Origin of the sequence: Sphingomonas sp. Leaf30 (genome assembly GCF_001422525.1) — a bacterium.
Lineage (GTDB): Bacteria > Pseudomonadota > Alphaproteobacteria > Sphingomonadales > Sphingomonadaceae > Sphingomonas > Sphingomonas aerolata.
The window spans coordinates 149389-175299 of sequence record NZ_LMKZ01000001.1; the positions used below are offsets into that span (position 1 = coordinate 149389).

Consider the following 25911-nt stretch of genomic DNA (forward strand, 5'->3'; position numbering starts at 1 on the left):
CGCACGCGGAACGTATTTCACGGCGGCGCGTCGCGGTAGGATGAGGGGATTCTTCGCAAAACGCTGGGTGAAAATCACCGGCATCGTCGTCGCTGGCGTGGTGGTGCTGGGGTTGATCGTGCTCGCCGCCTTCCCCTGGGGCTCTCTCAAAGGCGTGATCCAGCGGCAGCTTACCGCGCGGTTCGGCCGGCCGGTGACGATCGGCGGGATCGAGCGCGTCGACACGTTCGGGTTCAACCCCACGATCCGCATCACCGACGTCCGTATCCCGCAGGCGGCATGGGCCGGAACGGGCGATTTCGTCCGGTTGCGCGAGGCGGAGGCGACGTTTTCCGGGCTCGCTTTGCTGAACAGTGCGTTCGGGCCGCGCGACGTGAAGGCGCGCGGGCTGCGGCTCGTGCTGGTCCGCGACAGGAACGGCCGGACCAACTGGGAACGACCGGGCAAGCCGAAGGGCGGCGGGAGCTCGACCGACCTTGACGGACTGACGATCAGCGACAGCGTGATCGCCTATCGCGACGACAAGCAGGACCGGTTCGTCACCGCACGCTTCACCGCCGATCCGGTGCACGGCATCCGCGCGGCCGGCAACGGCACGATCCGCGGTGCGGCGGTGCGGATCGCCGTGGCGGGGCCTTCGGTCGAGCGGTTCCAGGGCAAGCCCTGGCCGTTCACCGCGTCGATCGATGGCGACGCGCTCTCGATCACCGCGAAGGGCCGGATGGACCACCCGCTCGACACCGACGCGATGGAACTCGACGTGACCGCGCGCGCGACCGATCTCAAGCTGATCGACGCAGTGATCGAGGCGGGGCTGTTCCGCACGCAGCCGGTGTCATTCTCCGCGCATGTCCGCCACGACCAGCCGAAATGGACCGTCACCCAGCTGAAGGGCGTGGTCGGGCGGTCCGATTTCACCGGGCATGTCAGCGTCGACAAGCAGGATGGCCGTAGCAAGGTCGACGGCGCGATCGTGTCGCGACAGTTTGATTTTGGTGATCTGGCGTCGGACGAGGGCAAGGCTGAGGGGGCCGCGCTCGAGCGCGCGATCGGCCCGCGGCTCGTGCCCAACACGCGGATCGATATCGGCAAGATCGACACCACCGATGCGCGGATGGCGTTCCGGATCAAGCGGATCGTGAGCGCCAAGGGCGCGTCGCCGATCCTGTCCGCCAGGGGCGTGCTGGCGATCGACCACCAGCTGCTGACGCTCAGCGACCTCGACGCGCGATTGCCGCATGGCCGGGTCGAGGGGAAGCTGACGGTCGACCAGCGCGGCGACCGCAAGGTGCCGATGGTTGATATCAACCTGCGGCTGCGTGGCAGCAGCGTGCAGGATCTCGCGGGCGGCCGCGGCGATTTCAGCGGCAATGTCAGCGCGCGCGCCCGGCTGAAGGGGCCCGGCACGACGATCCGCGCGGCGGTCGGCAATGCGAACGGCACGATCGGGTTCGTCGCGCGCGACGGGCAATTGCCGCAGGGAATCGCGGCGGCTTTGGGGTTCGATGCGGCGCGCGCGCTGCTGGCGAAGGATGGTGAGCGCGCGGGGCTGCGCTGCGTCGTGCTGAAACTCGACGTGACGCGCGGCCATGGTCGGATCGATCCGATGATCGTCGACACGACCGCCAGCCTGTTGCGCGGTCAGGGAAGCGTGGTGTTTCCAGGCGAGACGCTGAACATCCGGCTGACGGGCACGCCGAAACAGCATGCGCTGCTGCGCGTGCCGGGCTCGGCCTATATGACCGGCACGATCGAGCGGCCGACGGTAACGATCCCGCCCGAGGTGAAGTCCGTCGGCAACATCTTCAAGGCGATCGGCCGCGCGATCACGGGGAAACAGGGCCCGGCCGCAAGAGATGCGGATTGCTCGGGGCTGGCCGCGCGGGTGCTGCGGTAACCTGATCCTCCCCCGGCACGGAGAGAATAAAGCAATCGCCTCCTGTCAGCCCGCCTCGTCCTTGAGCGGCCGCGCGAGGAGATCCCCGATCACGTCGCGAACCGGTGTCCCTTCCAGCAGGCGGCAGACGGCCTCGGTGATCGGCATGTCGACGCCCGCGTCACGCGCGGCCTCGCGCAGCACGGGGGCGGTGAATGCGCCTTCCGCGACCGTGCGGCGATCAGCCAGCAACGCGGCGGCGGCCTCGCCGCGCCCGAGACCGACGCCAAGCGAGAAATTGCGCGAACTCGTCGAGGAACAGGTGAGCACCAGGTCGCCAAGCCCCGACAGCCCGGCGAGTGTCTCCGCACGGGCGCCGCGCGCGAGCCCGAACCGCGTCATCTCGGCAAAACCGCGCGCGATCAGCGCCGCACGTGCATTCTGGCCGAGACCGGCCCCCTCGACCACGCCACAGCCGATCGCGAGCACGTTCTTCACTGCCCCGCCAATCTCCGCGCCCGCGACGTCGGTCGACGCATAGGTCCGGAAATGCCGCGCCGCGAGCCGGGTCGCGAGTGCCTCGCCAAGCGCCTCGTCCTCGCAGGCGAGCGTCACCGCGGTCGGCAGCCCCGCCGCCACCTCATGCGCGAAGGTCGGCCCTGACAGCACCGCGATCGGCGCGTCGGGATGTACCGCGCGCGCGACCTCGCCGACCAGCCGCTTGCTCCCCGCCTCGATCCCCTTGGCGCACAGCACTAGCGGGATGCCGCCGATCGGCGCGGCGGCGAGCACGCTGCCGACATGCTGCGCCGGCGCGACGACAAGGATCGCGTCCATGTCCGCCAGCGCGCCAAGGTCGCCGGTGGCGCGGATCGTTGGCGACAGCGCGACGCCGGCGAGAAACAGCGCGTTCGCATGAGTCGCGTTGATCGAGTCGACGACGGCCGGCTCGCGCGCCCACAGGATCACGTCGCGACCTTCATGCGCCGCGACCTGTGCCAGCGCGGTGCCCCAGGCGCCGCCACCAATGACGCCGATCCTCATGCCTTCACCCCTGCACCGCGCACCGCCTCGGCGTCCGGATCGAGCGGCCAGCGCGGGCGGGCTGCGGTGTCGAGCGGGTCGGTCAGTCCGGCCGCGAACCGCTCCGCCCCGGCCCAGGCGATCATCGCCGCATTGTCCGTGCACAGCCAGAGCGGCGGCGCGACGAACCGCAGGCCGCGGGCCGCGGCAAGCGTCTGCAGTGCGCCGCGAACCGCGCCGTTCGCCGCGACCCCACCCGCGACGACCAGCGCGGTGGGTGTGACCCTCAGACCGTTCAGCGCCTTGGTCGTGCGGTCGATCAGGCAGTCGACCACCGCGGCCTGGAACGACGCGGCGATATCCTCCGGCGCATAGTCCCCGACGACCCGCGCGACCGCGCTCTTGAGACCGGCAAAGGAGAAATGTGGTTCGGCGGAACCCTTGAGCGGGCGCGGCAGCGGCACGGCCTTTGGATTACCCAGCGCGGCGGCCCGCTCGACCGCGGGGCCTCCCGGGAATCCGAGGCCGAGGATCTTCGCAGTCTTGTCGAACGCCTCACCGGCCGCATCATCGATCGTTGTCGCGAGTCGGCGATAGGCGCCGACCCCTTCGACCAGCAGCAACTGGCAATGCCCGCCCGACACCAGCAGCAGGAGATAGGGGAAGGCAAGATCGGGATCGGACAGCCGCGGCGACAGCGCATGGCCTTCCAGATGGTTGACTGCGATCAACGGCTTGCCCGCGGCGTGCGCGAGCGCCTTGCCGGTGACGAGCCCGACCATGACCCCACCGATCAGCCCCGGCCCGGCCGTCGCGGCGATCGCATCGACATCGGCCAGCTTGAGCCCCGCGTCGGCCAGCGCCGCGACGATCAGCGGCTCGAGCGCCTCGACATGCGCGCGTGCCGCGATCTCCGGCACAACTCCGCCGAACGGCGCATGCGCTGCCTCCTGCCCGAGCAACCGGTGCGCCAGCACCTGTCGATCGGCGGTGACGAGCGCGGCGGCGGTTTCGTCGCATGAGGATTCGATACCCAGAATGATCATCCCATATCCCTATCGCGCCGGACAAGGCTTGTCCTCACGCTTGTCGAACGCGCCGCGTTTCTGCATGCAGGCGTCATGACTCGTTTTCGGCTCGGCACACGCGGCTCGCCCCTCGCCCTCGCGCAGGCAGGCATGGTGCGCGACGCCTTGTGCGCCGCGCATGGCTGGTCCCCGGATCGGATCGAGACGGTCGTGATCCGTACCACGGGCGACCGTGTGCAGGATCGCGCGCTCGCCGAGATCGGCGGCAAGGCGCTGTGGACGAAGGAACTCGATCGCGCGCTGCACGACGGCGAGATCGATTGCGCGGTGCATTCGATGAAGGATGTCGAGACGATCCGCCCGCAGACCCTGCAGATCGCCGCGATGCTGCCGCGCGCGGACGTGCGCGACCGGCTGATCGGCGCAGAAACGCTTGCCGATTTGCGCCAGGGCGCGGTCGTCGGCACCAGCTCGCCGCGGCGACGCGCGCAGATGCTGCGATCGCGCCCCGATCTCGACATCGTCCTAATTCGCGGGAACGTCGATACGCGGCTCGCGCGGGTCGCGGCCGGCGACATGGACGCGACGCTGCTTGCCGCCGCCGGGCTCGATCGTCTCGGGCGGACGGCGATCGGTCATGCCATCCCGACCGACATCATGCTGCCCGCACCCGCCCAGGGTGCGGTCGGGATCGAGACGCTGGTCGGCAAGCCGGCACAGGCGATCGTCGCGGCGATCGATCACGCCGATACCAGCCTGTGCGTCCGGACCGAACGCGCGTTGCTCGCGCGGTTGGGGGCGGATTGCCATTCGCCGGTGGCAGCCCTTGCCTCGCTGGCCGGCGAGACGCTGACGCTGCGCGGCGAACTGATCGCCGAGGACGGGTCGTGCGACGTCTCCGGCGCGATCGAAGGCGGGATCGACGAAGATCTTGGTACCGCACTTGCGCTCGACCTGCTGACCCGCGCCCCCGCCAGCGTCCGGCGCCTGTTCGCCGCATGACCCGCGTCGTCGTGCTGCGCCCGGAGCCGGGCAACGCCGACACATGCGCCAAGCTTCGCGGACTGGGGCTCGAGCCCCTGGCGATGCCCGTGTTCACGGTCGTCCCCGTCGCCTGGACGCCGCCGGACTTCGGCGGGTTCGATGCCGTTCTGCTGACCAGCGCAAACGCGGTTCGCCATGGCGCCCTGCCCGACACACTCAAGGCGCTGCCTGTGATTGCGGTCGGCGACGCCACGGCCGCCGCCGCCCGGCTCGCCGGCTTCAATGTCGCGGTGACCGGCACCAGCAACGTCGATGCCGCGATCGACGCGGCGCGGGCATCCGGGTTCGACCGCCTGTTCCACCCGGCGGGTCGCGACCGCAGGCCGACCGGCCCGGACGTCGTCGCGTGCACCGTCTATGCGAGTGAGGCGCTGCGGATCGGCGATATCATGTTGCCTCGGCACGAAGACCTGCTCGTACTGATCCATTCACCCCGCGCCGCGCATGCGTTTGCCGAGCATGTCGCACAGGCCGGCATCGACCGGTCGCGCGTCACGATCGCTGCGATCAGCCAAGCCGCGGCCGACGCCGCGGGCAGCGGCTGGGCCGCGCTGGTTGTGGCGGAGACACCCACCGACGATGCGCTCGTGACGATCGCCGCAAAGCGCGCGATTGACCCTGACGCGCGTCGCGGGGATAAGCGCGTCATGAGCGACCACGTGCCGATCGAGCGTCCCCGGGCACGCGGCCCCCGCCTGGGTGTTATCATCATATTGATCGGACTGGCTTTTATCGCCGGATCGGTAGCGATGGGCTATGCGCTGAAAACGATGCCATGGTTTGGTCAGCGCACCGGTCTGACGGCCGCTGGATCGACCACGGCCGCGGCGGCATCGGGCAACCCCGATTTCACCCCCGCGCAACCGCTCAACGCAAATGGCGAACAGCCGCGGGTCGACACCGCAATGCTGGCGACGCGCGAGGCGACGCTGGCGGGCCAGCTCACCGCGCTCGAGGCCCGGACCGCGGCCGTGTCAAGCGACGCGATGGCAGCCGGGGGTCAGGCGACCCGCGCGGAAGGCCTGATGGTCGCGTTCGCCGCGCGTCGGGCGATCGAGCGCGGTGTCGGGCTGGGCTATATCGAGGAGCAGCTGCGGCTGCGCTTCGGGCGCGCCCAGCCGCGCCCCACGGCCGCAGTGATCCAGGCCGCGCACCAGCCGGTCACGATCGAGGATCTGCGCCAGGGGCTCGATACGATCGCGCCGCAGATCACCAGCACCAACGGGACCACCAATGACAGCTGGCTGCAGACCGTGCGGCGCGAATTCAGTAACTTGATCGTGCTGCGCGAGGAGAGCATGGCCTCGCCCATGCCGGCAGACCGCCTTGCACGGGCGCGGCGTCTGCTCGAGGCCGGCCAGGTCGAGGCGGCCCGCGCCGAGGTCGAGCGCCTGCCCGGCGCGACTCAGGCGAGCAACTGGATGGACGCCGCCCGCCGTTACATCGTCGCGCGCAAGGCGCTGGATATTCTCGAGAACACCGCGCTGATGGGCCAGGCGGGCCAGCCCCAGCCAAGCCCGATCGTGGTCACCACCCCGGTGCTGCCACCGGTGGCGACATCGACGCAGACCGAGGCGCCGGTCGCCGTACCCGCCCCCTGACACCCCGCCAGGTCGACCGGCCGAGGCCTGTCGCCTAGGACTTGTCAGGGCGTCAGAAGGAGTTCCAGTCGTCCTCGTGGCGAACCATCGCCGTGATTGCGGCTGGCGGCAACGGCTTGACCGGCGACGTATAGCTTTCGGGCTGGCCATAATCCCGTTTCGCAGGTGCGACCGGCGGCTTGGCAGCGCGGGAATCGCTGGTGCGGAACCGTCGGGCCTGATCGGCCAGCGTGCCCACCTCGGCGGCTAGGTTGCGCGCCGCTGCCGACGTTTCCTCCACCATCGCGGCATTTTGCTGCGTCGTCTGGTCCATCGTCCCGATCGTCGCGGAAATCTCGGTGATCGCGACCGACTGTGCCTGATTGTCCCGCGCCATGGTGGCGAGCAGGGCGTGAACCTGCGCCACGTCGTCCGATATCGCCGCGAGCGCGCCATCGACCTTCGTCACCGCATCAACCGCGGTGACGATGTCGGTCTGCGTCACCGTCAGCTGGTCGCGCGCGCGCTTGGCCTCTTCCTCCGCACGCATCGCGAGCGCGGATACCAGATCGGCCACGACCGCGAATCCGCGACCCGCATCGCCGGCCCTTCCCGCCTCGACCGCGGCGTTCATCGCCAGGACGCGCGTCTGGAAGGCAATCTTGTCCAGCCCCTCGATCACGCTGTCGATGCCCTTGGCGCTGTCCGATACGCGGCCCATTGCCTGTACCGCCAGATCCGCCACCGTGCGACCGCCCCCGACCGTCGCGATCGCCTGATCGGCGCGTTCGACGGTCTGGCTGGCCGCGGTCACTGAGGCGCGAAGCCGGCCATCCATCTGGGTCACGGACGCGGCAGTCTCCTCCAGAGAAGCGGCATTGCTCTCGGTCCGGCGGGCAAGATCCTCCGACGCCTGCGCGATCTCGTTCGATCCGGTGCGGATCGCGGTGGCGCTTTCGGACACCGCGCCGATCAGCGTGCGCAACTGGTTGAGCGCGTCGTTATAGCTGTCCTCGAGCGGCGCGAAGCTGGCCGGGAGCCCCGTCAGCGTCGTCGACAGATCCCCGGCGGCAAGCGCGTTCAGCGCCTTGCCCATGGTCGTGATCGCAGCGTTGCGTTCGACCTGGGCTTCCTCGAAATACACCGACAGCGACAATTCCATGTCGAGCAGCGCCGCCTTGACGATCGCGATGCTGGCATCGGTCGCGCTCGGCGTGCGGAGCCCCTTCACCAGCCGCCGCCAAGGGCTGTAGTGGCGGCCGATCCCCGCAAGCAGATTTTCGAGGACGAGCGCATAGGCGCCGACATACCATCGCGGCTCAAGCCCGATCCGCGCGTGAACGGTCCCGATCCGCCGTACGCTGTCATAGAAGCTCGCGTCGAACTGCCCTCGCGCGATGTTCATCCAGTGCTTGGCCTGGGCCGACTTGGCCGAAGTCATGTGGCCGGCATCGCGGAAGAAGGGCGAGGTTTCGGGCTGATTGCGGACCCGGTCGTAGAATTTGTCGAGCGCGCCGCCGATCAGGGATTCGATCAAGGGCCGGACGGCGGCGACGGTTGCCTGTTGATCGGCTCCCATTTCCATGAAGGCGAGACGCGACGAAACTTGGTCAACGGACACGGACGGCTCCGAATATAGCGGTAGATGACCAATTTATAGCAACGCGGCGCCGCTATCGGTCAGGTCCGCCTCAACAAATCGTCGTTGTCGGGCATACATAGATCAAGCATCCCGTACGTATGGCGTGACGCCATCTGGGAGTTTAACGTGTAGGTTTGGAATCACCAATCGGCGAAAGCCGCTGCCGTTCGAGGCAGCGACTGGAGCGGGCGAAGGGATTCGAACCCTCGACCCCAACCTTGGCAAGGCCGGAGTCAGACGTTTTCAGCGTTATAACAGTTCATTCCGACAGATCTTGGCAGAGCTAAGCTCTCCCTGACCGTTATGCTGGTTAACGCCGTTATATTCAATTCTAGCCGTTCTTAGTGGGGAACCGGTGGGGGATTGATGAATCTTATTCCCTCCTGAACCGTTGAATATTTATAAGCAATATCAGGAACATATCAAATGACCTCACAACAAGTGACAAGACCACGCGGCCGACCACGACGGTTCGAGGCGCTAGAAAGTTTGCGGGATAATCCACCGGCCAACCACGGAAAGAGGGCTCATTACGTAAACGGGATAGGCCTCTTGCACGGGCAACGTGAGATCACTGCATACGTGAAGATACGCCTGCCCAACTCTCGATCTAAGGAAATTAAGATCGGCTTATTAAGTTCGTTTACCTGGGAGCAGTTGGACGCTCGTAGGCGCGAATATCAAGGTAGAGCCGACCGTGGTGAAGATATTGAGGATAAAGTACACCCCACTTTTTCGTTACACGCCGAGGCTTGGTTGAAACAAAAGAAGCCAACGGTAAAAGGTTATGGAACTATTAAAGGGCATGTATACAATCATCTTCTATTAGCGTTTGGCGACAAGCTCCTCCGGGATATAAAGGTTATAGATGTAGATCGATGGGCGGCATCACAACGCGCGCTCGGTTTCAAGCCTGCTACGGTAAATCGGCAGTTTTCTACATTGAGTTCGATCCTAAACAATGCCGTTAAAGCAGGGCATATTGCAAGTAATCCGGCCAGATTGGCTGACAAGATCAAAGGAGCTACGTCGCGACAGGTCATACTTGGAGCTCAGCAAATTGCCCACGTCCTTATGGTCGCTAAAGAAATTGAGACCGAAGATAACGCTATCGCCGATCTAATGCCTTTTCAAAAGCGCGGCTGGCTTCGCGATTTCATACTTTGGGCTCTCCATAGTGGAATGCGTCGCCAAGAAATGTTGGATTTAACGTTCAATGATACAATAACCCACGCGAGCGGCATGGCCGTCATTGTTCATACTAGCAAAAGCGGGAAGTCTAGAACAATACCGGGAACTATTGAAATGTGTAGGATTGTCGAGCGATTGAAAGCGGTCGAGCGTATTGATGGTGATATCCGGCTTTTCCCCATTTCGTTAACTACTCTGAAAAGAAAGCTTACAACCCTGTGGAAGCGCTGCGGACTCGGCGATGTAAGGCTGCACGATCTTAGACGTACTAACGCTACGCGACTTGTCGACGCAGGGGTGGATATGAGAACGGTCGCGGGACGTCTCGGTCATTCAAATACCGACATGCTTATGTCTACCTACGCCGTATACAATCCTCTTGGAACAACTTTGCTTGATAGCGCGTTCTTAAGTTTCTCATAAATCTGTTTTCTCCGATTCTCCATATCTAGGTTATGTTTTGAATCGGAGACGATAATGAATAATTTGCGTACGTATATGAATGACCGTGACGTCGCTGCGGTTTTTGCGATGTCAACTCCGTGGGTCCGTGGGCAGCGCCACAAGCGCGTCCACGGCCTGCCCCATATTCTCGACATCGATGCGATCCATATCGGATCATCGCGGCGCTACCTGCGCTCAGAAGTCGCGAAGGTTGCCGACCGCCTTGCCAACGGACAGCATGCAGCAGTTCATGGAGCAGGCAAGTGAGCGCCGCCGATCAGGAGCAGGCTACTCGGCCAACCCGCAACACAACCACATCGCCGGGCTCCGTCAGGGCTTTGATGGCGGAAGGCCTGTCGCCTGTTACGATAGCTGACAGGTTAGGCCTCGCAACGGTCAGCGTTCGCACGCTCTGCAAAAAGATCGACCCAAGCTATTGCGGCAGTCGGACCGACGAAGTGCCATTTGGACTAAGTGACCATTCAATGCGGCTGCGGTCACATCTTGGCAGCATTGTATATGACCTCACTGAATCACGTAATCTTTCAAACACGGAAGCCAGCAGTATTACAGGCTTGAACCGCAATGAGTTAATCCGTGCCGTTCAGCGCCCTTGGTCTCACGACTGGAGAATCTCGCAAATAGAACGCTTATGTAATGCATCGGGAATATATTTTCCCGATTGTCTGCACTATGGGATCTACAAGCCGAGATTTTTCAAAGGACTTTACGTCACTGATCACTTTCCAGCATCCCCATCTGAGATAGAGAGTAAACTCGATAATTGATATTATCTCTCTTTTTATTATTTACGCGAAAAGAAAAAAGGTAACATAATAATATAGAGTTACAGTTTATTTCGATTCTGACCAACTGACCTTTAAGGGCATTAGCGTCGAGACACCACGCAAAACCGTTATAACGCCCTTGCAGGGGCTTGTAGGTGTAAGAGCTAGTTGGTATAGCGAAAGGTTGTCGAAGCGCCCACAGGGGCTGCATGGCCGCCTACAAGGGATTCGGGGCTGCAATGCCCCGCAGCCCCCATTTAAGTTTAGCGATGACAGATTCAGAACTTAGGTAGACCGTGAGAACCAGGCACTAATCACGTAGCGAGGCAACCGCCCTTGAAACTGTAACGCCCATAGGAGAGCGAAGCCGCGATGGGATGTGCCCGTCAGCGAGCGGATCGCCTGCCATCGTCATGCCGTCCTCCGGTAGGCTCGACGTGCTGATGGTGTGCACCGCAATTGGCGAATGCCTGAAAACGCCCACCGGACGCCCCGGTCGGTATTCCGCTACCCCGGAAGCGGAGATCCGTTCAGCAAAGTGATCTGCAGTTACCTAAGGTCAGATAAAGGAAATTTTCGAGAAAGCGGCTAACCTGACGGCGGTTATCACCATTTGGCGGGGCCGCTTTCCCGTCGGACGATCTCTTCCGCGAATTCCGCCCGCTGGGAGCGGCAAAGCCTATACTAGAAACGTAGCTCGAAACCCCGCCATTACGACACAACGATAACATGCCGCTTTCCCAGTCAATCGACTGTGTATCAGAAGCGGGCGGCTCCGATATAGCTACGGGTTTCGACTCATTCGATAAGGTTCGAGGATCCGTTGTATCAGTCGTCAACGAGCGTAAGTCCCTCGTTGACCGAGGCTAGCGCGGCAGCACTTCGGATGGTTTCGACTACGGCAACCTTCTTGTCGTTCGTCCACCCTAATCGATGCTCAACCTCATCAACGACACTGCCTACGCGTATAAATTGAGCGTCATCCAGTGCTTTGCTGCCACACACGGACATTAGACGCTCAACGAATGAGTCTATCATGAAGCCCGAACTTGCCTTGTCGCGAATGACTGCTCCCCATCGCTCCTGCCATCCAGGAACATCGGCTTCTTCTAACATAAATAGTAGAAGCATCTTTTCACCAGAGCCAACGTCCTCATCGTCTAAAATCGTCAACAATGTATCGTTCATTGCGGGAGAAGAAAGGTGTCCAATCAACGCTTCACCGACCGAGTTTAGCATCCACTTTGACATAATATATGATATTGCCGCGAACTCGTCATCACTCAGCTTCTCGCCGCTTTTCTCGCCGATGTTGGAGAGCACAGCAGATAGTTCTTCAAGAATTAGGAGAAAGATCCTAACCCAGCTTTGAACAACGTGCCGTGCCGCGGGGCCCTTACGGTCATAATCCGTAAAATCTGAATTCCGAACGATCCTCGCGAGCGTATCGATCGCTGCCATGTGCGTAGCCGGGCGTATGGGGCCATCACCCTGATCTCGATCGTTCGCGATAGCGTCCGCCTCACGCTCCTTCGCAGCAATTTCGATGTTACCGTCAGCTCGGTCGAGACTTTCACTAACCGGTCGATCCCCGCGACCCAGCGCGCGCCGGTCAGCCTCATCCATCATTTCGTCGACTTGCTCGTCGGATAACCGGGATCGCCTTATACGCCCAAGGTCTGCACGGGTCGTTCCCGATTTTAATCTGGATTCGGCGATCAAATCGAACGCCGCCACCGACTGGTTCGAGAATTTTTCAGGCACACGCGCGTCGATTGTTTCAATTATTGACGCTATGAGATCGTCATTCTGCTGGCGAATACCGGCTAGCAATTCAATCTCTCTACGAACCTCTAGGAAGTTCAGCCCGCTCATGTGAAAGTCTAGAAGACCTCTGTCGTTCCGCAGTAGCTGAGCATAGAAATAGTCTTGAAAACATGGATACTTGAAAGCGATTAAGTCTCCGTCACGCTTTAGTATTCCACAGGAAACAAGCTTATCGAGAACGTCACCCCCCAGAAAAGACAGCTTTTTCTTATCGAAGAATCCAATCAAATAAGTAACAACCTCGTTTTCGTCAGCTGATCCACCCTTATCTTTAAGAAACTTGGCAAGGTTTTGTAGGGTTATCTCTTTGCCAACGGGATGAAGCGCGCCCCGCCGCGACAGGCGAAAATCCGCTTTTCCGATAAGGTGATCAATGATATTGCCAAGCAATATCGCTTCATTTATCTTTACCATTTCTTTAGTCTGATGAAGCCCCCAAAGTAGAAGCGACACCATATATGGAGTCCTTGGAAGACCGTCCCGCACGATCTGAGACATTACTAAGTTGTACGCCACCTTCGCATCTTCAGTAGTTCCTTCACACCACCTTTTTGAGAGCGTTCTAATTGCACCGCGATTTAGCGGGCGAATTTGTAACTTAGTAAATGACGGCAACTGCTCATTAAAAAGACGGTCAGGAGATATGCCATCTGAGTTCGGCTCGCCTACTATAATCCATCGATTATTTTTAAATAACTCTACATTGGCTGCCAGCTTTTCGAGAATTACCTCATTTGCCTCAACGTTATCAAATATGAAAGTGAAATAACCGCTTTCAATGGCTTTCTCGATGTTAAAACCAGCTGGAACCATATCATAAAGATTAGTTACAGCTTTTTTGTAGCCATACTTGTTAAACGTGAACGTCCGAGCATCAATATATACCGGTATGGAACGGTCGACTGTCCAATTATCGAAGGCGATTTGATAAGCGATGAAGTACGCGAGACTTGTTTTTCCTGACTGATTTCTACCAACAAACAGGGTATTGTCTCTGCTAGCCAAAATATCAGAAAGCGCCTTGCGATTTAGCGACTTACCTTCACCAACTTCCTTATCAAGGCTCTTAGCAGCCCGTTCCATAAATGGTGGTGATACAAACTGACGAATAACTTGCTCAGCTGACATAGCCGGTTGACCGACAAAGTTCAGGTGAGCCGCAACAGTATCTCGCAAACCATTGCGATTGGCCCGCATAAACAGCTCAACTTGATCAGTCCTGCGCTCATCACCCTGCGGCACGTTACTTAGCGTCATTTCGCCGCCGTCACACACCGTATTAGCAGCGTCAAACCGGCGCTGTTTGTCAATGTATTCACGCACCGTAAATTTATAGTCTCTGCTAGGAAGGTCGATCTCGATAAACTGGTAACCATTGAACCACTCTCGTTTATCGTAAACGCTACCCGCTTGGCTCAATATGCAAATACCGGCTGCGTCCCTCGACATTGAAGGACGAGAGGTATGCACATGCCCACAGCAAGACAGGTGAAAAGACTTGCGGGTAAGAAAATCAGTTGCTGCTCGATCGGCTTCTACAAGCCAATCGAGGGGATGATGATGAATTGCAATACGGAAGTCGCAGTGTCCAATATCCTTTAGCGCTTGATCTATCGCCCGTTCACCGAGTAACAGATTTCCATAATCTCTGTTGTCGGACTCTCCACTGGCCCGCCAAGCTGTATTGAAGCAGGCGACCCCTACGCTGCACTCGGGATGAGTAAATTCAAATGTTCTAAGAAATTCAGTGGCTGAAATCGCTGACGGATGATATGAGTCATGAGCATCATAGAAGTTACTCATTCTGCGCAAGGATAACTCTTTTTCGTCACCGGCCTTCGACGGCCGATCGATAAAATCGTTTATCGATTCCTTGCTTATCAGCTTACCTTTATAGAATTGCTCGATACTTGGTCGCGCTCTGACCTCTTCGCGAGCAATGTCGTGATTGCCGGGAACTAAAAAAACTCGATCAATAGGAACGCCCGTCTGGGCCATTAGCGGCTTTATGAGCGCGTCATACCCCCCTTGAAACCAGCTGCTGTCGTCACCCCCCATAGCTAAATCGCCACTAAAGATAATGATCTCAGGTTCCAAACCCTTCTCGACTCGCATTCTTTTAAGGTCGATCAAGAGGGCATCTATAACGATTTCAAGATCCTTTGCGGACCACGGTGACCAATGCAAATCTGACAGATGCAATATCTTCAACGACATAACCCCTCCTGTTGACGCATCGTCACCTGAACGCCGAATTATCGCAATAAAAAATGCCATAATTGGCAGTATGTTGGTTCAATCACGATGCATTCCACTAAGTGCCTGAAAACGCATCACTTTTCGTGGTGGAAGGTTGAGCGGGAGGTAGCCGGTAAAAAAACAGCCGCCTAGCTATCGCAACTATTGCCCCCACCTACCCGAAAGCCGCCGTTCCGCTTTCCTACCCATTCCAGCTATCAGCTGATGCAGACACCAATTTGACACCAGCCCGAAACCGGCCATTCTCAATTATTAAAGGTGGCCTGCAAGACGAAGCTATGTTGTTTCGCAAGTAATTGCGCCACTAGCAATAAAGTCTTTTTTCCGCGTTGACCACGTTTTTGTCAATTTTAGGTTACTACCTTATTCTTTGTGAGCCGGTGTAAATAAATATTTTTAAACCCGACCCTATTCTGCTCAAAATCGTGCTTAGATCAATTGTAAATCAAGATGTCTGCTTTTTTAGATTTTCTTATTTCGTCAAATAGGTCGTCTCTGAGCTAATGGTCATTTTTTATGGTGCTACGTAAAAGGTGGCGTACTCACAGAAATTTTCGCTTTGAAATATAATGGCGTCTTAAAAGGGAAAAATTTTCCCCGAGGCATTTTTGCGATACTCAATGCTTATAAGAATGAGTATGGTAATATGGGTACTACCCTTCCGCTAAGCTATGCTTTCTATTTCTCTTAAGGTCTTAAAATTGTACATTAAGAGAGAAAAATCGCAATCTAGTTGATCGCGATTATTACCCTCTTGTTGGCAGTATCAGTTACCCTCTAAGGTTGCCTTGCTCCCGCGTCACTCGGGAGTGAGGCGTCGAAACCTCCCGAGCAAAGCCTCCGGTCACAGTCATGCTGCGGCCGGGTGGCGGGCGCGCATGTCCAAGGCCTTAGGGTCCAAAGGCGTCTGCGCCTTGAGCTTTGCCGGGGTTTCGAACACCCGGCTTCAAGCCGCCGCCTCTATGCTTAACGCACAAGGGGTCAGGCAACGATGCATATGCTACGAGATCGCCGCCGCCGCCGCCGCCGCCGCCAGTTGATACCGGGTACAACAGCAGCGATCGCCTTCGCTATCTCATTCTGCAACGCTATCAGCGTAGCGCAGGTCCCCCCACAGCTACGTGCTACGTCGGAGCAAGCCCAACGGCTCGTCATCACTCAGCAGGGAATCCTAAATCGCATAGACTCGGCCGAGCAGGGGATCATTGCTGACCGCGATCAACTGAATGCGTCGAGCGCCAATCTCCTCATTCGATCCTCTGAACTGACCACTACCATTCCTGGCTTTGCACCTCCACCGGGTGCGGACGTGGAAAGACTGCTAGCTGCTCTTCGCTCATATCGAGCTGAGCAACTACGCCGCCTCAGTCAGCTCGCGTATCAAGAGACGTTAGCGGCCTCCGCAGAGGCGTGTGCGCTGCACACAGAGGCGGAGCGCCAGCTACGCGATATAAAAGCCTCAGCAGGCTTGGCTGAACTAACCTCCAAGGAGAAGGCAGAGTTTGCGACGCTAGTAGCGAACGCGCTCGATAGCGACATCGACGCATGCAAGTCACCCGACGATCCGCTACGATCCGATTCGGTTAAAGATACGATGGAGGAGGTAGGTGAGGCCACCATGACGGACCCCTAATGTCCCCCTTAGTGGGGATCCAGTGGGGAACCCACTGGAAAACTGGAGCGGGCGAAGGGATTCGAACCCTCGACCCCAACCTTGGCAAGGTTGTGCTCTACCCCTGAGCTACGCCCGCTCTGGCGCCTGTGCCGCCGGTCAGTAACGACACGGTGGCGGGGTGAGGCGCGCTATTAGCCCGGGGTTTCGGATCCGGCAAGCGCCTTCTTTGCAAAATTTGCAGCGACCATCGCGAAGATTGTCCTTGGCGACTCCCCCAATAGAACATTACAAGAACAATTGTGAACGACTCGACCGCCCTGATCGCCCGCCTCAAGCGGATTGCGACGACCGGCCTGCCATCGCAGCGCGATGGCCGGGCGGTCGAGGCCTGGATGACCGAGGGCATGGCCAAGGCGCAGCTGCACGAGATCTTCGCGTCGGTCGACGATTCGGCAAGCGCCGCGGGTTTCGCGGTCGCCACGACTCTGGCCGCGCGAGCGGTGCCTTTATTGTGGCTGCGCACCGAGGCGAGCGAGCGCCAGGGCGGGCGACTCCATGCGAACGGTCTGGTGGAAATGGGGCTCGACGTATCGTCGCTGGTGCTCGCGCTGGTCGATGACGAGGCCAGCCTGTTGCGCACCGCCGCGGATGCCGCACGATGCCAGGGGCTGGGAACGCTGGTCATCGAATCCTGGGGTCGGGCGGCGAGCATCGACCTGACGGCGACGCGTCGACTGATGCTGGCCGCGGAAACCTCGGGCGTGACCATCCTCAGCCTCAGGATCGATGCGGCCCCCGTGCCCAGCGCCGCCGCGACGCGCTGGCAGGTGACATCGTGCCGGTCGCAACCGCTGGACGCGGACGCCCCGGGCAAGCCGGCCTTCGATATCGAATTGCTGCGTCGACGCGGAGGCCAGGCCGGCCTGCGCTGGCGCGTGGAGTGGAATCGTGACGCGTATGACTTCGAACAAGCCCTCCCCCAACCCGACATTGAAACCGGCATCGATACCGCGCCGCTATCTGGCGCTGGTATTCCCATGGTTGCCGATCGAGCGGCTGCGGACGATGCGCCCCCATCTGTTCGTCGGACGGGCTGAGGCACCGATCGCGTTCGTCGAGACGGTTGCGGGCGGGGTACGGCTCAAGTCGCTCGACCGCGAAGCGCTTCGCGCCGGGCTCGAACCCGGGCTGACGCTTGCCGATGCGCGGGCGCGCGTGCCCGGACTCGAAACCTATCAGCATGATCCGCATGCCGATCACGAATGGCTCGAGCGGCTGGCGGACGGATGTCAGCGCTATACCCCGTCCGTCGCGCTCGATGCCCCTGACGGGTTGATCCTCGACATCGCGGGCTGCGTCCATGAATTCGAGGGAGAGCGCCGGCTTGCCGCCGATCTCGAGGAACGGCTGGCCCGCCGCGGCCTGCTGGTGCGGCATGCCTTTGGCGACACGCCGGATACCGCGCGGGCGCTTGCGCGGTTCGCAGGGGCCCCTGCCCCCGACGAACGCCGCGCGGTGAAGCGCCTGCCGGTCGCAGCACTCGGCCTCGACGACGATGCGACGACCGCCTTGTCGCGCGCCGGGTTGAAGACCGTGGGCGACGTGATGGCACGCCCGCTCAGCGTGATCGCGGCGCGATTCGGCGAAGACGCCGCGATGATGATCCGCAGGCTCGACGGAACGGTGAAAGGCCCGATCGTGCCGCGGCAGACGATCGCACGGATCGGCGTCGAACGCCGCTTTGCCGAGCCGATCGCGCGGACCGACTATGCGCTCGAGATCCTGTCTGAGCTTGCGACCGAGGCCGGGATCCAGCTCGCCGAACGCCATGAGGGTGGCAGGCGCTGGGAGGCGAGACTGTTTCGCGCCGATGGGCTTGTCCAGCGGTTGCGGATCGAGACGGGCCAGCCGACGCGCGACGTCGCCGTGCTGATGCGGCTGTTCCGCGAACGGATCGACAGTCTCGCCGACCCGCTCGACCCCGGCTTCGGCTATGACCTGATCCGCCTCGACATCGCGCTCGCCGAACGACTGGATGCGACTCAGCTGAAACTGGAGGGCGGGCAGAAGGGAGACGGTCAGGACCGGGATGGCCAGAACCGGAACGTGGCGCAACTCGTCGACCAGCTCGGCACGCGGCTCGGTCGGGCACGGGTAAGGCGGTTCGCGGCGCGCGACAGCCATATCCCCGAACAGGCCGAACTGATGCTGCCGGCGGCGGACGCCGCCGCGGTCAGTGCGCGCCCGGCACCGTGGGCCGCCCCCGAATCGGGCGAACCGCCGCTGCGCCCGATCTATCTGTTCGATCCGCCGCACCCGATCGAATCGATGATGGCCGAGGTTCCGGACGGTCCGCCGCACCGGTTCCGCTGGCGCCGCACCGTCCACGACGTCGCGCACAGCGAAGGCCCCGAACGCATCGCAGGCGAATGGTGGCGGCGTCAGGACATTCCGACGCGCGATTACTACCGGGTCGAGGATCGCCGCGGCCGCCGCTTCTGGATCTTCCGGCACGGCCTGTATTCGGAGGTCGAGACCCCGCGCTGGTATCTCCACGGCGTCTTCGCATGACCGCGCCGTGACCGCCTTTGCCGATTCCGCCTTTGCCGAACTCGTTGCGGCGACCAATTTCTCGTTCCTCGACGGCGCGAGCGATGCCGGAACCATGGTGGGTCGCGCAGTCGAGCTGGGCCTTGGCGGCATCGGCATCGCCGACCGCAACACCGTCGCCGGCGTGGTCCGCGCGCACCAGGCGCTGAAGAAGGCCAAAGACGGACTGCTGGGGATGATGCTGCCGCCGATCGACTTCCGGCTGATCGTCGGGGCGCGGCTGGTGTTCGAGGACGGGACCCCCGACATCGTCGCCTATCCCTCGACCCGGCGTGGCTGGGGGCGACTGACCCGCTTGCTGACGGTCGGCAACCGACGCGCCGAAAAAGGCGGCTGCATCCTCGGGCTCGGCGACCTGATCGCGCATCATGCCGACATGATGCTCGTGGTGATGCCCGAGAGCAGCGCACGGGGCGCAACGGCCGTCTCGCCGCTGCCCGACGGTGACACGCTGCCCGAACGCCGCGACCGCGACCTGTCGAGCGTCCTCCACGCGGTGAAGCGGCTGGGGGCGGACTGTGTCTGGCTCGGCGTGACGATGCCGCGCGGCGGACGCGATCGGCGGCGGCTGGCACGGCTGGCGCGGCTCGCCGACGCCGCGGGCATACCCGTGCTCGCGACCACCGACGCGCTCTATGCCTATCCCGACGACCGCGACCTGCACGACATCGTCACCTGCATCCGCGAGGGCACCAGCATCCACAAGGCCGGTCGCCTGCTCGCCGCCAATGGCGAACGCCATCTGAAGGACACAGACGAGATGGCGCGGCTGTTCCGCGATCGTCCCGATGCGGTGGGGCAAAGCGCCCGCCTGATGGCGCGGATCGCGTTCTCGCTCGACGACCTGCGCTACGAATATCCGCACGAGCCTGTCCCGCCGGGATGGGAGGCGCAGGACTGGCTGGAGCATCTCGTCTGGCAGACCGCGCTCGAACGCTATGACGACCGCGTACCCGACAGGATGCTGGCGCTGCTCCACGAGGAGTTCACGCTGATCCGCGAGAAGAACTACGCCTATTACTTTCTGACCGTCTCCGACATCGTCCGATTTGCGCGCAGCTGCGACCCGCCGATCCTGTGTCAGGGGCGCGGCTCGGCGGCCAATTCGGTGGTCTGCTATCTGCTCGGCGTCACCTCGGTCGATCCGATGAAATACGACCTGCTCTTCTCGCGCTTCGTGTCCAGCGAACGCGACGAGCCCCCCGATATCGACGTCGATTTCGAGCACGAACGGCGCGAGGAGGTGATGCAGTATATCTATCGCCGCTATGGTCGCGACCGCGCGGCGATCGCCGCGACGGTCATCCATTATCGCCCCAAGAGCACGGTGCGCGAGGTCGGCAAGGCGCTGGGCCTGACCGAAGACGTGACGCAGAAACTGACAAGCACGGTCTGGGGCAGTTTTTCGAGCCGGTTCGACGAACGCCGCTTCACCGAAACCGGGTTCGATCCCGACAATCCGGAGATCGCGCGGCTTCGCGAGATGGTCGACCGGCTGCTCGAATTCCCGCGGCATCTGTCGCAGCATGTCGGCGGGTTCGTGCTGACGCAGGGACGGCTCGACGAAATGGTGCCGATCCACAACGGTGCGATGGCGGACCGCACCTTCATCGAATGGGACAAGGACGATATCGACGCGCTGGGGCTGATGAAGGTCGATATCCTCGCGCTCGGCATGCTGACCTGCATCCGCAAGAGCTTCGACCTGATGCGCGAGCATGGCCACGGCAATCACCTGCTCGACACGATCGCCGTCGCCGAGGACGACCGTGTCTATGACATGCTGTGCAGGGGCGACAGCATCGGCGTGTTCCAGGTCGAAAGCCGCGCGCAGATCAACATGTTGCCGCGGCTGCGTCCGCGCAAACTCTATGATCTGGTCGTACAGGTCGCGATCGTCCGCCCCGGACCGATCGAGGGCGACATGGTCCATCCCTATCTCCGCCGCCGCAGCGGCAAGGAGAAGGTCGACTTCCCCTCGCCCCACCCGCGTTTCGGTCCGCCCGACGAACTTCAGCAGCTGCTGCGCTTCACCTATGGCGTGCCGCTGTTCCAGGAACAGGCGATGAAGCTGGCGATCGTCGCGGCCGGGTTCACGCCGGGCGAGGCGAACCAGTTGCGCAAGTCGATGGCGACGTTCCGCAAGGTCGGCGGCATGGATAATTTCCAGGCCAAGCTGATCGGTGGCATGGTCCGCCGTGGCTATGAGGCGGAGTTTGCCGAACGCTGTTTCAAACAGATCGAGGGGTTCGGATCCTACGGCTTTCCCGAAAGCCATGCGCTGTCCTTCGCGCGGCTGGTCTATGTCTCGTCGTGGATCAAATGCTTCCACCCCGCCGTGTTCACCTGCGCGCTGCTCAATTCGCAGCCCATGGGGTTCTATGCCCCGGCACAGCTGGTGCGCGACGCGGTCGAACACGGGGTGACCGTGCTGCCCGTCGACGTGAATGCGAGCCTGTGGGACAATGGCCTCGAAGCCGGTACCACGGACGGGCAGGAATCGTTGCGCCTCGGCTTTCGGCAGGTCGACGGGTTCCGCGCGGAATGGGCGCACAATCTCGTCGCGGCGCGCACGCTCGCGCGCTTCACCGGGATCGAGGACCTTGCCCGCCGCGCCGACCTGCCGCAGCGCGCGATGAACCTGCTCGCCGATGCGGATGCGTTCCGCTCGCTCGCCAAGGACCGCCGCGAGGCGCTGTGGGACGTCCGCCGCACCCCGCCCAGGCAGCTCGCGCTGTTCGCCGCCGCCGATGTGCCCGAGCTGGGGGTCGAACCCGATGCACAGCTTCCCGCGATGCCCTTGTCCGAACAGGTCGCTGCAGATTACCAGACGACCGGCCTGTCGCTGAAGGCGCATCCGATGGCGTTCCTGCGCGATCGCTTCGCCGCCGAGGGAATCCTGTCGAGCGCGCAGGCCTGTGCCACCAGGGACGGCCGGCGCGCCAGGGTCGCGGGCATCGTCCTCGTCCGCCAGCGCCCGGGCAAGGGCAATGCGATCTTCGTGACGATCGAGGACGAGACCGGCGTCACCAACGGGCTGATCTGGGCGCGCGATTTCGAGGCGAACCGCCGCGCGGTGATGGCCTCGCGGCTGATGGTTCTCGAAGGGGTGATCCAGCGCAGCGAGGAGGGCGTCACGCATCTGATCGCATCGAGTGTCCAGGATCGCAGCGCGATGCTCCGGTTCCTGTCCGAGGACCATGCGCTTGATGCACCATTGTGCCGCGCGGACGAAGTGGTCCGCTCCGTCCCGACGCGCAGTCCGGATTCACGGACGTCGCTGTTGCAACCCTCGCGCGCGCAGCATCCCCGCGACGTGCGTGTCCTGCCCAAGTCGCGCGACTTCCATTGAGAGTGTCGGTAAGATGGTGGCAATCACCGCGCCGCCGCCCCAGATAGCGCAGAGTTCAATACGGGAGTGTATGTTGGCCACGCTTGGAATGTCGCCTGCCGAGAAGGACGCCGTCGAGGCGTTCCGTCGCGATGTCGTCGAACCGTCGATGACGAAACTCGTGATCATCGACTTCTGGGCGGAATGGTGCGGGCCGTGCAAGGCGCTCGGTCCGACGCTGGAAAAGGTCGCCGCCGATTATGCGGACAAGGGCGTCGTGCTGGCGAAGGTCGATACCGACAAGAACCAGTTCATTGCCGCGCAATTCCAGATCAAGTCGATCCCGACCGTCTATGCGATGTACCAGGGACAGCTGGTCGCCGACATGACCAGCGCACGCACCGATTCACAACTGCGTGTGATCCTCGATCAGTTGCTCAAGCAGCTGCCGATCGAAGCGGAGGCCAATACCGACGCCCCCGACATCGAACCGCTGATCGCGATGGGTGAGGAGGTCCTTGCCGAGGGCGACGGGGAACGCGCGCTGGGGATCTTCCGCCAGATCGCCGACATGGCGCCTGAGCACCCCGCGGTCCATGCCGGCTTCGTCCGCGCGCTCGTCCTGACCGGGCAGCTCGACGAGGCGGCGGACTGGCTTGCGAACCTGGACCCCGCGATCGCCAAGGATCCGGCGATCCACCGCGCGCAGGCCGCGCTGGCGCTGGCCCAGTCCGCACCCCCGGTCGCCGACCTGTCGCCACTGATCGCCGCGGTCGAGGCAGCACCAGACGATTTGGCCGCGCGCTTCGCACTCGCAAACGGCCAGATGGCGGCGAACGACCGCGATGCCGCCGCGGACAGCTTCCTCGCCATCATCGCCGCGGATCGCGACTGGAACGAGAGCGCCGCGCGGACGCAGCTGCTTAAATTGTTCGAGGTGGTGGGCCTCGAGGATCCCTGGGTCTCTGGACAGCGGCGGCGCCTGTCTGCGATCCTGTTCGGATGACGACCCGGCTCTCCATCTTCCCCCTGCCCGGCGCGCTGCTGTTCCCGGGCATGCAGTTGCCACTGCACCTGTTCGAGCCGCGCTATCGGGCAATGATCAGCGACGCGATGGCGCGCGACCGGCGGATCGGCATGATCCAGCCGCGCGGTGATGATGGAGAGCTCTACGCACTGGGCTGCGTCGGCAAGATCGCCGAAGTCGAGGCGCTGGAGGACGGCCGGTACAATGTCGTGCTGGAGGGCGTCGCGATGTTCCGCATCGTCCGCGAACTCGATGTCACCACGCCCTTCCGCCAGGTCGAGGCAGAACTGCTGCCGGTGATCGAGGACGACACGCTGTCGCTCGGCCGACGCTCGTCGCTCGAACTCGAATCGCGTCGCTTTGCCGACGTGCAGGGCTATGCGGTCGACTGGGACGCGGTCGCGCGGCTCGACGATGAGAGCCTCGTCAACGGCATCGCGCAGATCGCCCCGTTCGATTCGGCCGCCAAGCAGGCGCTGCTCGAGGCCCCCGACATCGAAACGCGTGCCGAATTGATCATCCAGCTGATGCAGTTTTTCGGGCGACACGACGGCGACGAACAGGTGACGCTGCAATGAGCGGGCTCGATCCCTGGCTGCTCGAACGCCTCGTCTGTCCGGTGTCGCGCACCCCCCTGCGCTATGACGAGACCGCGCAGGAACTGATCTCCGATGCCGCCGGGCTCGCCTATCCGATCCGCGACGGCGTGCCGGTGATGCTGGTCGAAGAGGCGCGGTCAATCGATGGTGCCGCAACCGCCTGATGGCGAAACCCGACCGCCGCCTCGTCATTCTCGGGGTGGCCTGGAGCATCGGGCTCGCGGCATCGGGATGGTCGCCCTTCGACCGCGCCACCTGGTGGATGGAGGTGGCGCCCGTCCTGATCGCCTTTCCGATCCTGGTGGCGCTGCGTCACCGGTTCGCCTTCACCCCTCTGGCGCTATCCCTGATCGCGTTTCACGGCTTCGTGCTGATGCTGGGTGGCGCCTATAGCTATGCTCGTGTCCCGGTCGGTTTCATGGTGCAGGACTGGCTGCATCTCGCGCGCAATCCCTATGACCGGTTCGGTCACCTGATCCAGGGGTTCGTCCCCGCGCTCGTGCTGCGCGAGCTGTTAATCCGGGGTCGGCATATCGCGTCGCCACGGCTGCTGACCATCACCGTCCTGGCCTATTGCCTCGCCATCAGCGCGCTGTACGAACTGATCGAATTCGGTGCGGCGGTTTCGCTCGGCGAGGGCGCAGACGCGTTTCTCGGTACGCAGGGCGACCCCTGGGATACGCAGTGGGACATGCTGATGTGCCTGGTCGGCGCCGCACTCGCCGTCATGCTGCTGTCCCGCCCGCACGAACGCCAGATCGCGCGGACGGGCGATGGTCAGATCGTCAGACCCTGAAGCAGCTTGGGCAGGTCGCCGCTCTCGCCGCGCGCCTCTGCCATGAAGCGATCCTTGAGCGGCGGTAGCGCGTTGACCGCGCTGATGCCGAAGCGGCGCACCGCGCTCGCGGTCGTGCCGGGCATGCCGAACAGCCGGGTCAGCGTGTCGGTCGCGGCCGCGGTCATGAACGTGTCGAGCCCGCGCCAGCGCTGGTAGCGCGCGAGCAGCGCCGCATCGCCGAGGTCGAGGCCGAGGCGTTTGCCCTCGACGAGCACTTCGGCCAGCGTCGCCACGTCGCGAAAGCCGAGATTGAGCCCCTGTCCCGCAATCGGGTGGATACCGTGCGCCGCATCGCCGACCAGCGCGAGCCGCGTGTCGGTGATCCTGGCGGCATGCTGAAAGCCGAGCGGATAGGAGGAGCGCGGCGTCAGCGTCGACAGCTCGCCGAGAAAGCCGCCCATGCGCTTGGTCGCTTCGGCGAGGAACGCGCGGTCACCCATCTTGAGCATCCCTGCGGCGTTCTTCGTGTCGACCGTCCACACGATCGCCGAGCGATGCCCCTCCGCATCGTCGGGCAGCGGCAGCAGCGCAAACGGGCCGCTGGCGTAGAAGATCTCGTAGGCGACATCCTCATGCGAGCGTTCGTGATGAAAGGCGGCGATGATCGCGGTGTGATCATAGGACCAGTGCGCCATCGTGATCCCGGCCGCCTCGCGCGTCGGCGACTTGCGCCCCTCGGCGACGACGACCAGTGGCGCGCGGACCACCGCGCCCGAATCGAGCGTCGCGGTCACCCCCGCGGCGCTGCGGTCGAGATCGGTCGCGCGCGTCATCATCCGCAGGTCGACATGCGCCGCCGCGCTCGCGGCATCGAACAGCGTGTGACGGAGCAGCTTGTTCTCGTACATCGTGCCCAGCGCGCCGTCGTCCGCGGCGGGGACGAAATCGAGCTTGCCCGGTTCCAGCCCGTCGCTGACGCGGATCTGGCGGATCGCGCAGCCCTGCCCCGCCAGCGTCGCGCCGACACCGATCGCATCGAGCATCCGGTGGCTCGCGCTCGCGACGGCCGAGGCGCGGCCATCGAAGCCCGGCGCCAGCGTGACCGCGGGGTCCGCCGGATCGATCACTATCGTCGAGATGCCGTGCACGTCGAGCGCCACGGCGATCGTCGCACCGACCAGCCCGCCACCGAGGATGAGTACATCTGTGTCCATGGTGCCGCTCTATCCCGCCCGCCCGCCGCTGCCAA

19 protein-coding genes and 1 tRNA gene are annotated in these 25911 nt (G+C 62.5%); 14 read left to right on the forward strand and 6 right to left on the reverse strand.

What is annotated here, in order from left to right; all coding sequences use genetic code 11:
* Positions 1-67 precede the first annotated feature (67 nt).
* Entirely contained in the window at positions 68-1897 is a 1830-nt protein-coding gene (locus ASE89_RS00685; protein WP_236701572.1) for an AsmA family protein, read from the forward strand.
* Between the two features lie 45 nt (positions 1898-1942).
* Here ASE89_RS00685 and ASE89_RS00690 read toward each other — a convergent pair whose 3' ends face one another.
* Together ASE89_RS00690 and tsaD are read right to left on the reverse strand one after the other, a co-directional pair.
* Complete coding sequence (locus ASE89_RS00690) at positions 1943-2920, reverse strand: NAD(P)H-dependent glycerol-3-phosphate dehydrogenase (protein ID WP_056673116.1); 978 nt, start codon at positions 2918-2920, stop codon at positions 1943-1945.
* The gene (gene tsaD, locus ASE89_RS00695) at positions 2917-3945 is read right to left on the reverse strand and encodes a tRNA (adenosine(37)-N6)-threonylcarbamoyltransferase complex transferase subunit TsaD (protein WP_056673118.1); all 1029 of its coding nucleotides are present in this window, start codon (positions 3943-3945) and stop codon (positions 2917-2919) included. The genes ASE89_RS00690 and tsaD overlap by 4 nt, the downstream gene beginning before the upstream one ends.
* Before the next feature lie 75 nt (positions 3946-4020).
* Here tsaD and hemC point away from each other — a divergent pair, with 75 nt between their 5' ends.
* Together hemC and ASE89_RS00705 are read left to right on the forward strand one after the other, a co-directional pair.
* Entirely contained in the window at positions 4021-4929 is a 909-nt protein-coding gene (gene hemC, locus ASE89_RS00700) for a hydroxymethylbilane synthase (protein WP_056673121.1), read from the forward strand.
* The gene (locus tag ASE89_RS00705; protein ID WP_056673124.1) at positions 4926-6572 is read left to right on the forward strand and encodes a uroporphyrinogen-III synthase; all 1647 of its coding nucleotides are present in this window, start codon (positions 4926-4928) and stop codon (positions 6570-6572) included. Before hemC ends, ASE89_RS00705 begins: the two co-directional genes overlap by 4 nt.
* Positions 6573-6624: 52 nt before the next feature.
* Here ASE89_RS00705 and ASE89_RS00710 read toward each other — a convergent pair whose 3' ends face one another.
* Positions 6625-8136 (reverse strand): globin-coupled sensor protein, encoded by a 1512-nt coding sequence (locus ASE89_RS00710; RefSeq protein WP_056673128.1) that lies wholly within the window; start codon positions 8134-8136, stop codon positions 6625-6627.
* A 639-nt stretch (positions 8137-8775) separates the two neighbouring features.
* Here ASE89_RS00710 and ASE89_RS19510 point away from each other — a divergent pair.
* From ASE89_RS19510 to ASE89_RS21050, 3 genes are read left to right on the forward strand one after another with little or no spacing between them, the layout of a single operon-like run.
* Complete coding sequence (locus ASE89_RS19510) at positions 8776-9807, forward strand: tyrosine-type recombinase/integrase (RefSeq protein WP_168427515.1); 1032 nt, start codon at positions 8776-8778, stop codon at positions 9805-9807.
* A gap of 54 nt (positions 9808-9861) precedes the next feature.
* Positions 9862-10095: a hypothetical protein gene (locus tag ASE89_RS00715; RefSeq protein WP_082451166.1), complete on the forward strand. Its 234-nt coding sequence runs from the start codon at positions 9862-9864 to the stop codon at positions 10093-10095.
* Positions 10092-10616 (forward strand): hypothetical protein, encoded by a 525-nt coding sequence (locus tag ASE89_RS21050; RefSeq protein ID WP_156363223.1) that lies wholly within the window; start codon positions 10092-10094, stop codon positions 10614-10616. Before ASE89_RS00715 ends, ASE89_RS21050 begins: the two co-directional genes overlap by 4 nt.
* 828 nt (positions 10617-11444) lie before the next feature.
* Here the strand turns inward: ASE89_RS21050 and ASE89_RS19515 are convergent.
* Positions 11445-14660, reverse strand: a complete 3216-nt coding sequence (locus ASE89_RS19515) for a metallophosphoesterase (RefSeq protein ID WP_168427517.1) — start codon at positions 14658-14660, stop codon at positions 11445-11447.
* A gap of 1033 nt (positions 14661-15693) precedes the next feature.
* On the opposite strand from ASE89_RS19515, the gene ASE89_RS00730 reads away from it, so the two are divergent.
* Positions 15694-16335 (forward strand): hypothetical protein, encoded by a 642-nt coding sequence (locus tag ASE89_RS00730; protein WP_156363225.1) that lies wholly within the window; start codon positions 15694-15696, stop codon positions 16333-16335.
* 43 nt (positions 16336-16378) lie between these two features.
* Here the strand turns inward: ASE89_RS00730 and ASE89_RS00735 are convergent.
* Positions 16379-16453 (reverse strand) — tRNA-Gly (locus tag ASE89_RS00735).
* Positions 16454-16616: 163 nt separating this feature from the next.
* On the opposite strand from ASE89_RS00735, the gene ASE89_RS21055 reads away from it, so the two are divergent.
* The 7 genes from ASE89_RS21055 to ASE89_RS00770 all read left to right on the forward strand — a co-directional run bounded on the left by ASE89_RS21055 (position 16617) and on the right by ASE89_RS00770 (position 24680).
* Positions 16617-17414, forward strand: a complete 798-nt coding sequence (locus ASE89_RS21055; protein ID WP_056673143.1) for an ImuA family protein — start codon at positions 16617-16619, stop codon at positions 17412-17414.
* The gene (locus ASE89_RS00745) at positions 17383-18888 is read left to right on the forward strand and encodes a Y-family DNA polymerase (protein ID WP_236701640.1); all 1506 of its coding nucleotides are present in this window, start codon (positions 17383-17385) and stop codon (positions 18886-18888) included. Before ASE89_RS21055 ends, ASE89_RS00745 begins: the two co-directional genes overlap by 32 nt.
* A 7-nt stretch (positions 18889-18895) precedes the next feature.
* Positions 18896-22279 (forward strand): error-prone DNA polymerase, encoded by a 3384-nt coding sequence (locus ASE89_RS00750; protein WP_056673146.1) that lies wholly within the window; start codon positions 18896-18898, stop codon positions 22277-22279.
* 88 nt (positions 22280-22367) lie between these two features.
* On the forward strand, positions 22368-23264 hold the full coding sequence (locus tag ASE89_RS00755; protein WP_056673149.1) for a tetratricopeptide repeat protein: 897 nt from the start codon (positions 22368-22370) through the stop codon (positions 23262-23264).
* A complete protein-coding gene (locus ASE89_RS00760) occupies positions 23261-23863 on the forward strand; it encodes an LON peptidase substrate-binding domain-containing protein (RefSeq protein WP_031395355.1) in 603 nt (200 codons plus the stop codon). Before ASE89_RS00755 ends, ASE89_RS00760 begins: the two co-directional genes overlap by 4 nt.
* Positions 23860-24048 (forward strand): Trm112 family protein, encoded by a 189-nt coding sequence (locus ASE89_RS00765; RefSeq protein ID WP_056673153.1) that lies wholly within the window; start codon positions 23860-23862, stop codon positions 24046-24048. Before ASE89_RS00760 ends, ASE89_RS00765 begins: the two co-directional genes overlap by 4 nt.
* Positions 24048-24680 carry a DUF2238 domain-containing protein gene (locus tag ASE89_RS00770; RefSeq protein WP_056673157.1) on the forward strand — a complete coding sequence of 211 codons (633 nt, stop codon included), beginning with the start codon at positions 24048-24050 and terminating at the stop codon, positions 24678-24680. Before ASE89_RS00765 ends, ASE89_RS00770 begins: the two co-directional genes overlap by 1 nt.
* Here ASE89_RS00770 and ASE89_RS00775 read toward each other — a convergent pair.
* Positions 24662-25876: a UbiH/UbiF/VisC/COQ6 family ubiquinone biosynthesis hydroxylase gene (locus ASE89_RS00775; RefSeq protein WP_056673160.1), complete on the reverse strand. Its 1215-nt coding sequence runs from the start codon at positions 25874-25876 to the stop codon at positions 24662-24664. The two genes, ASE89_RS00770 and ASE89_RS00775, sit on opposite strands and share 19 nt — an antisense overlap.
* Between the last annotated feature and the right edge of the window lie 35 nt (positions 25877-25911).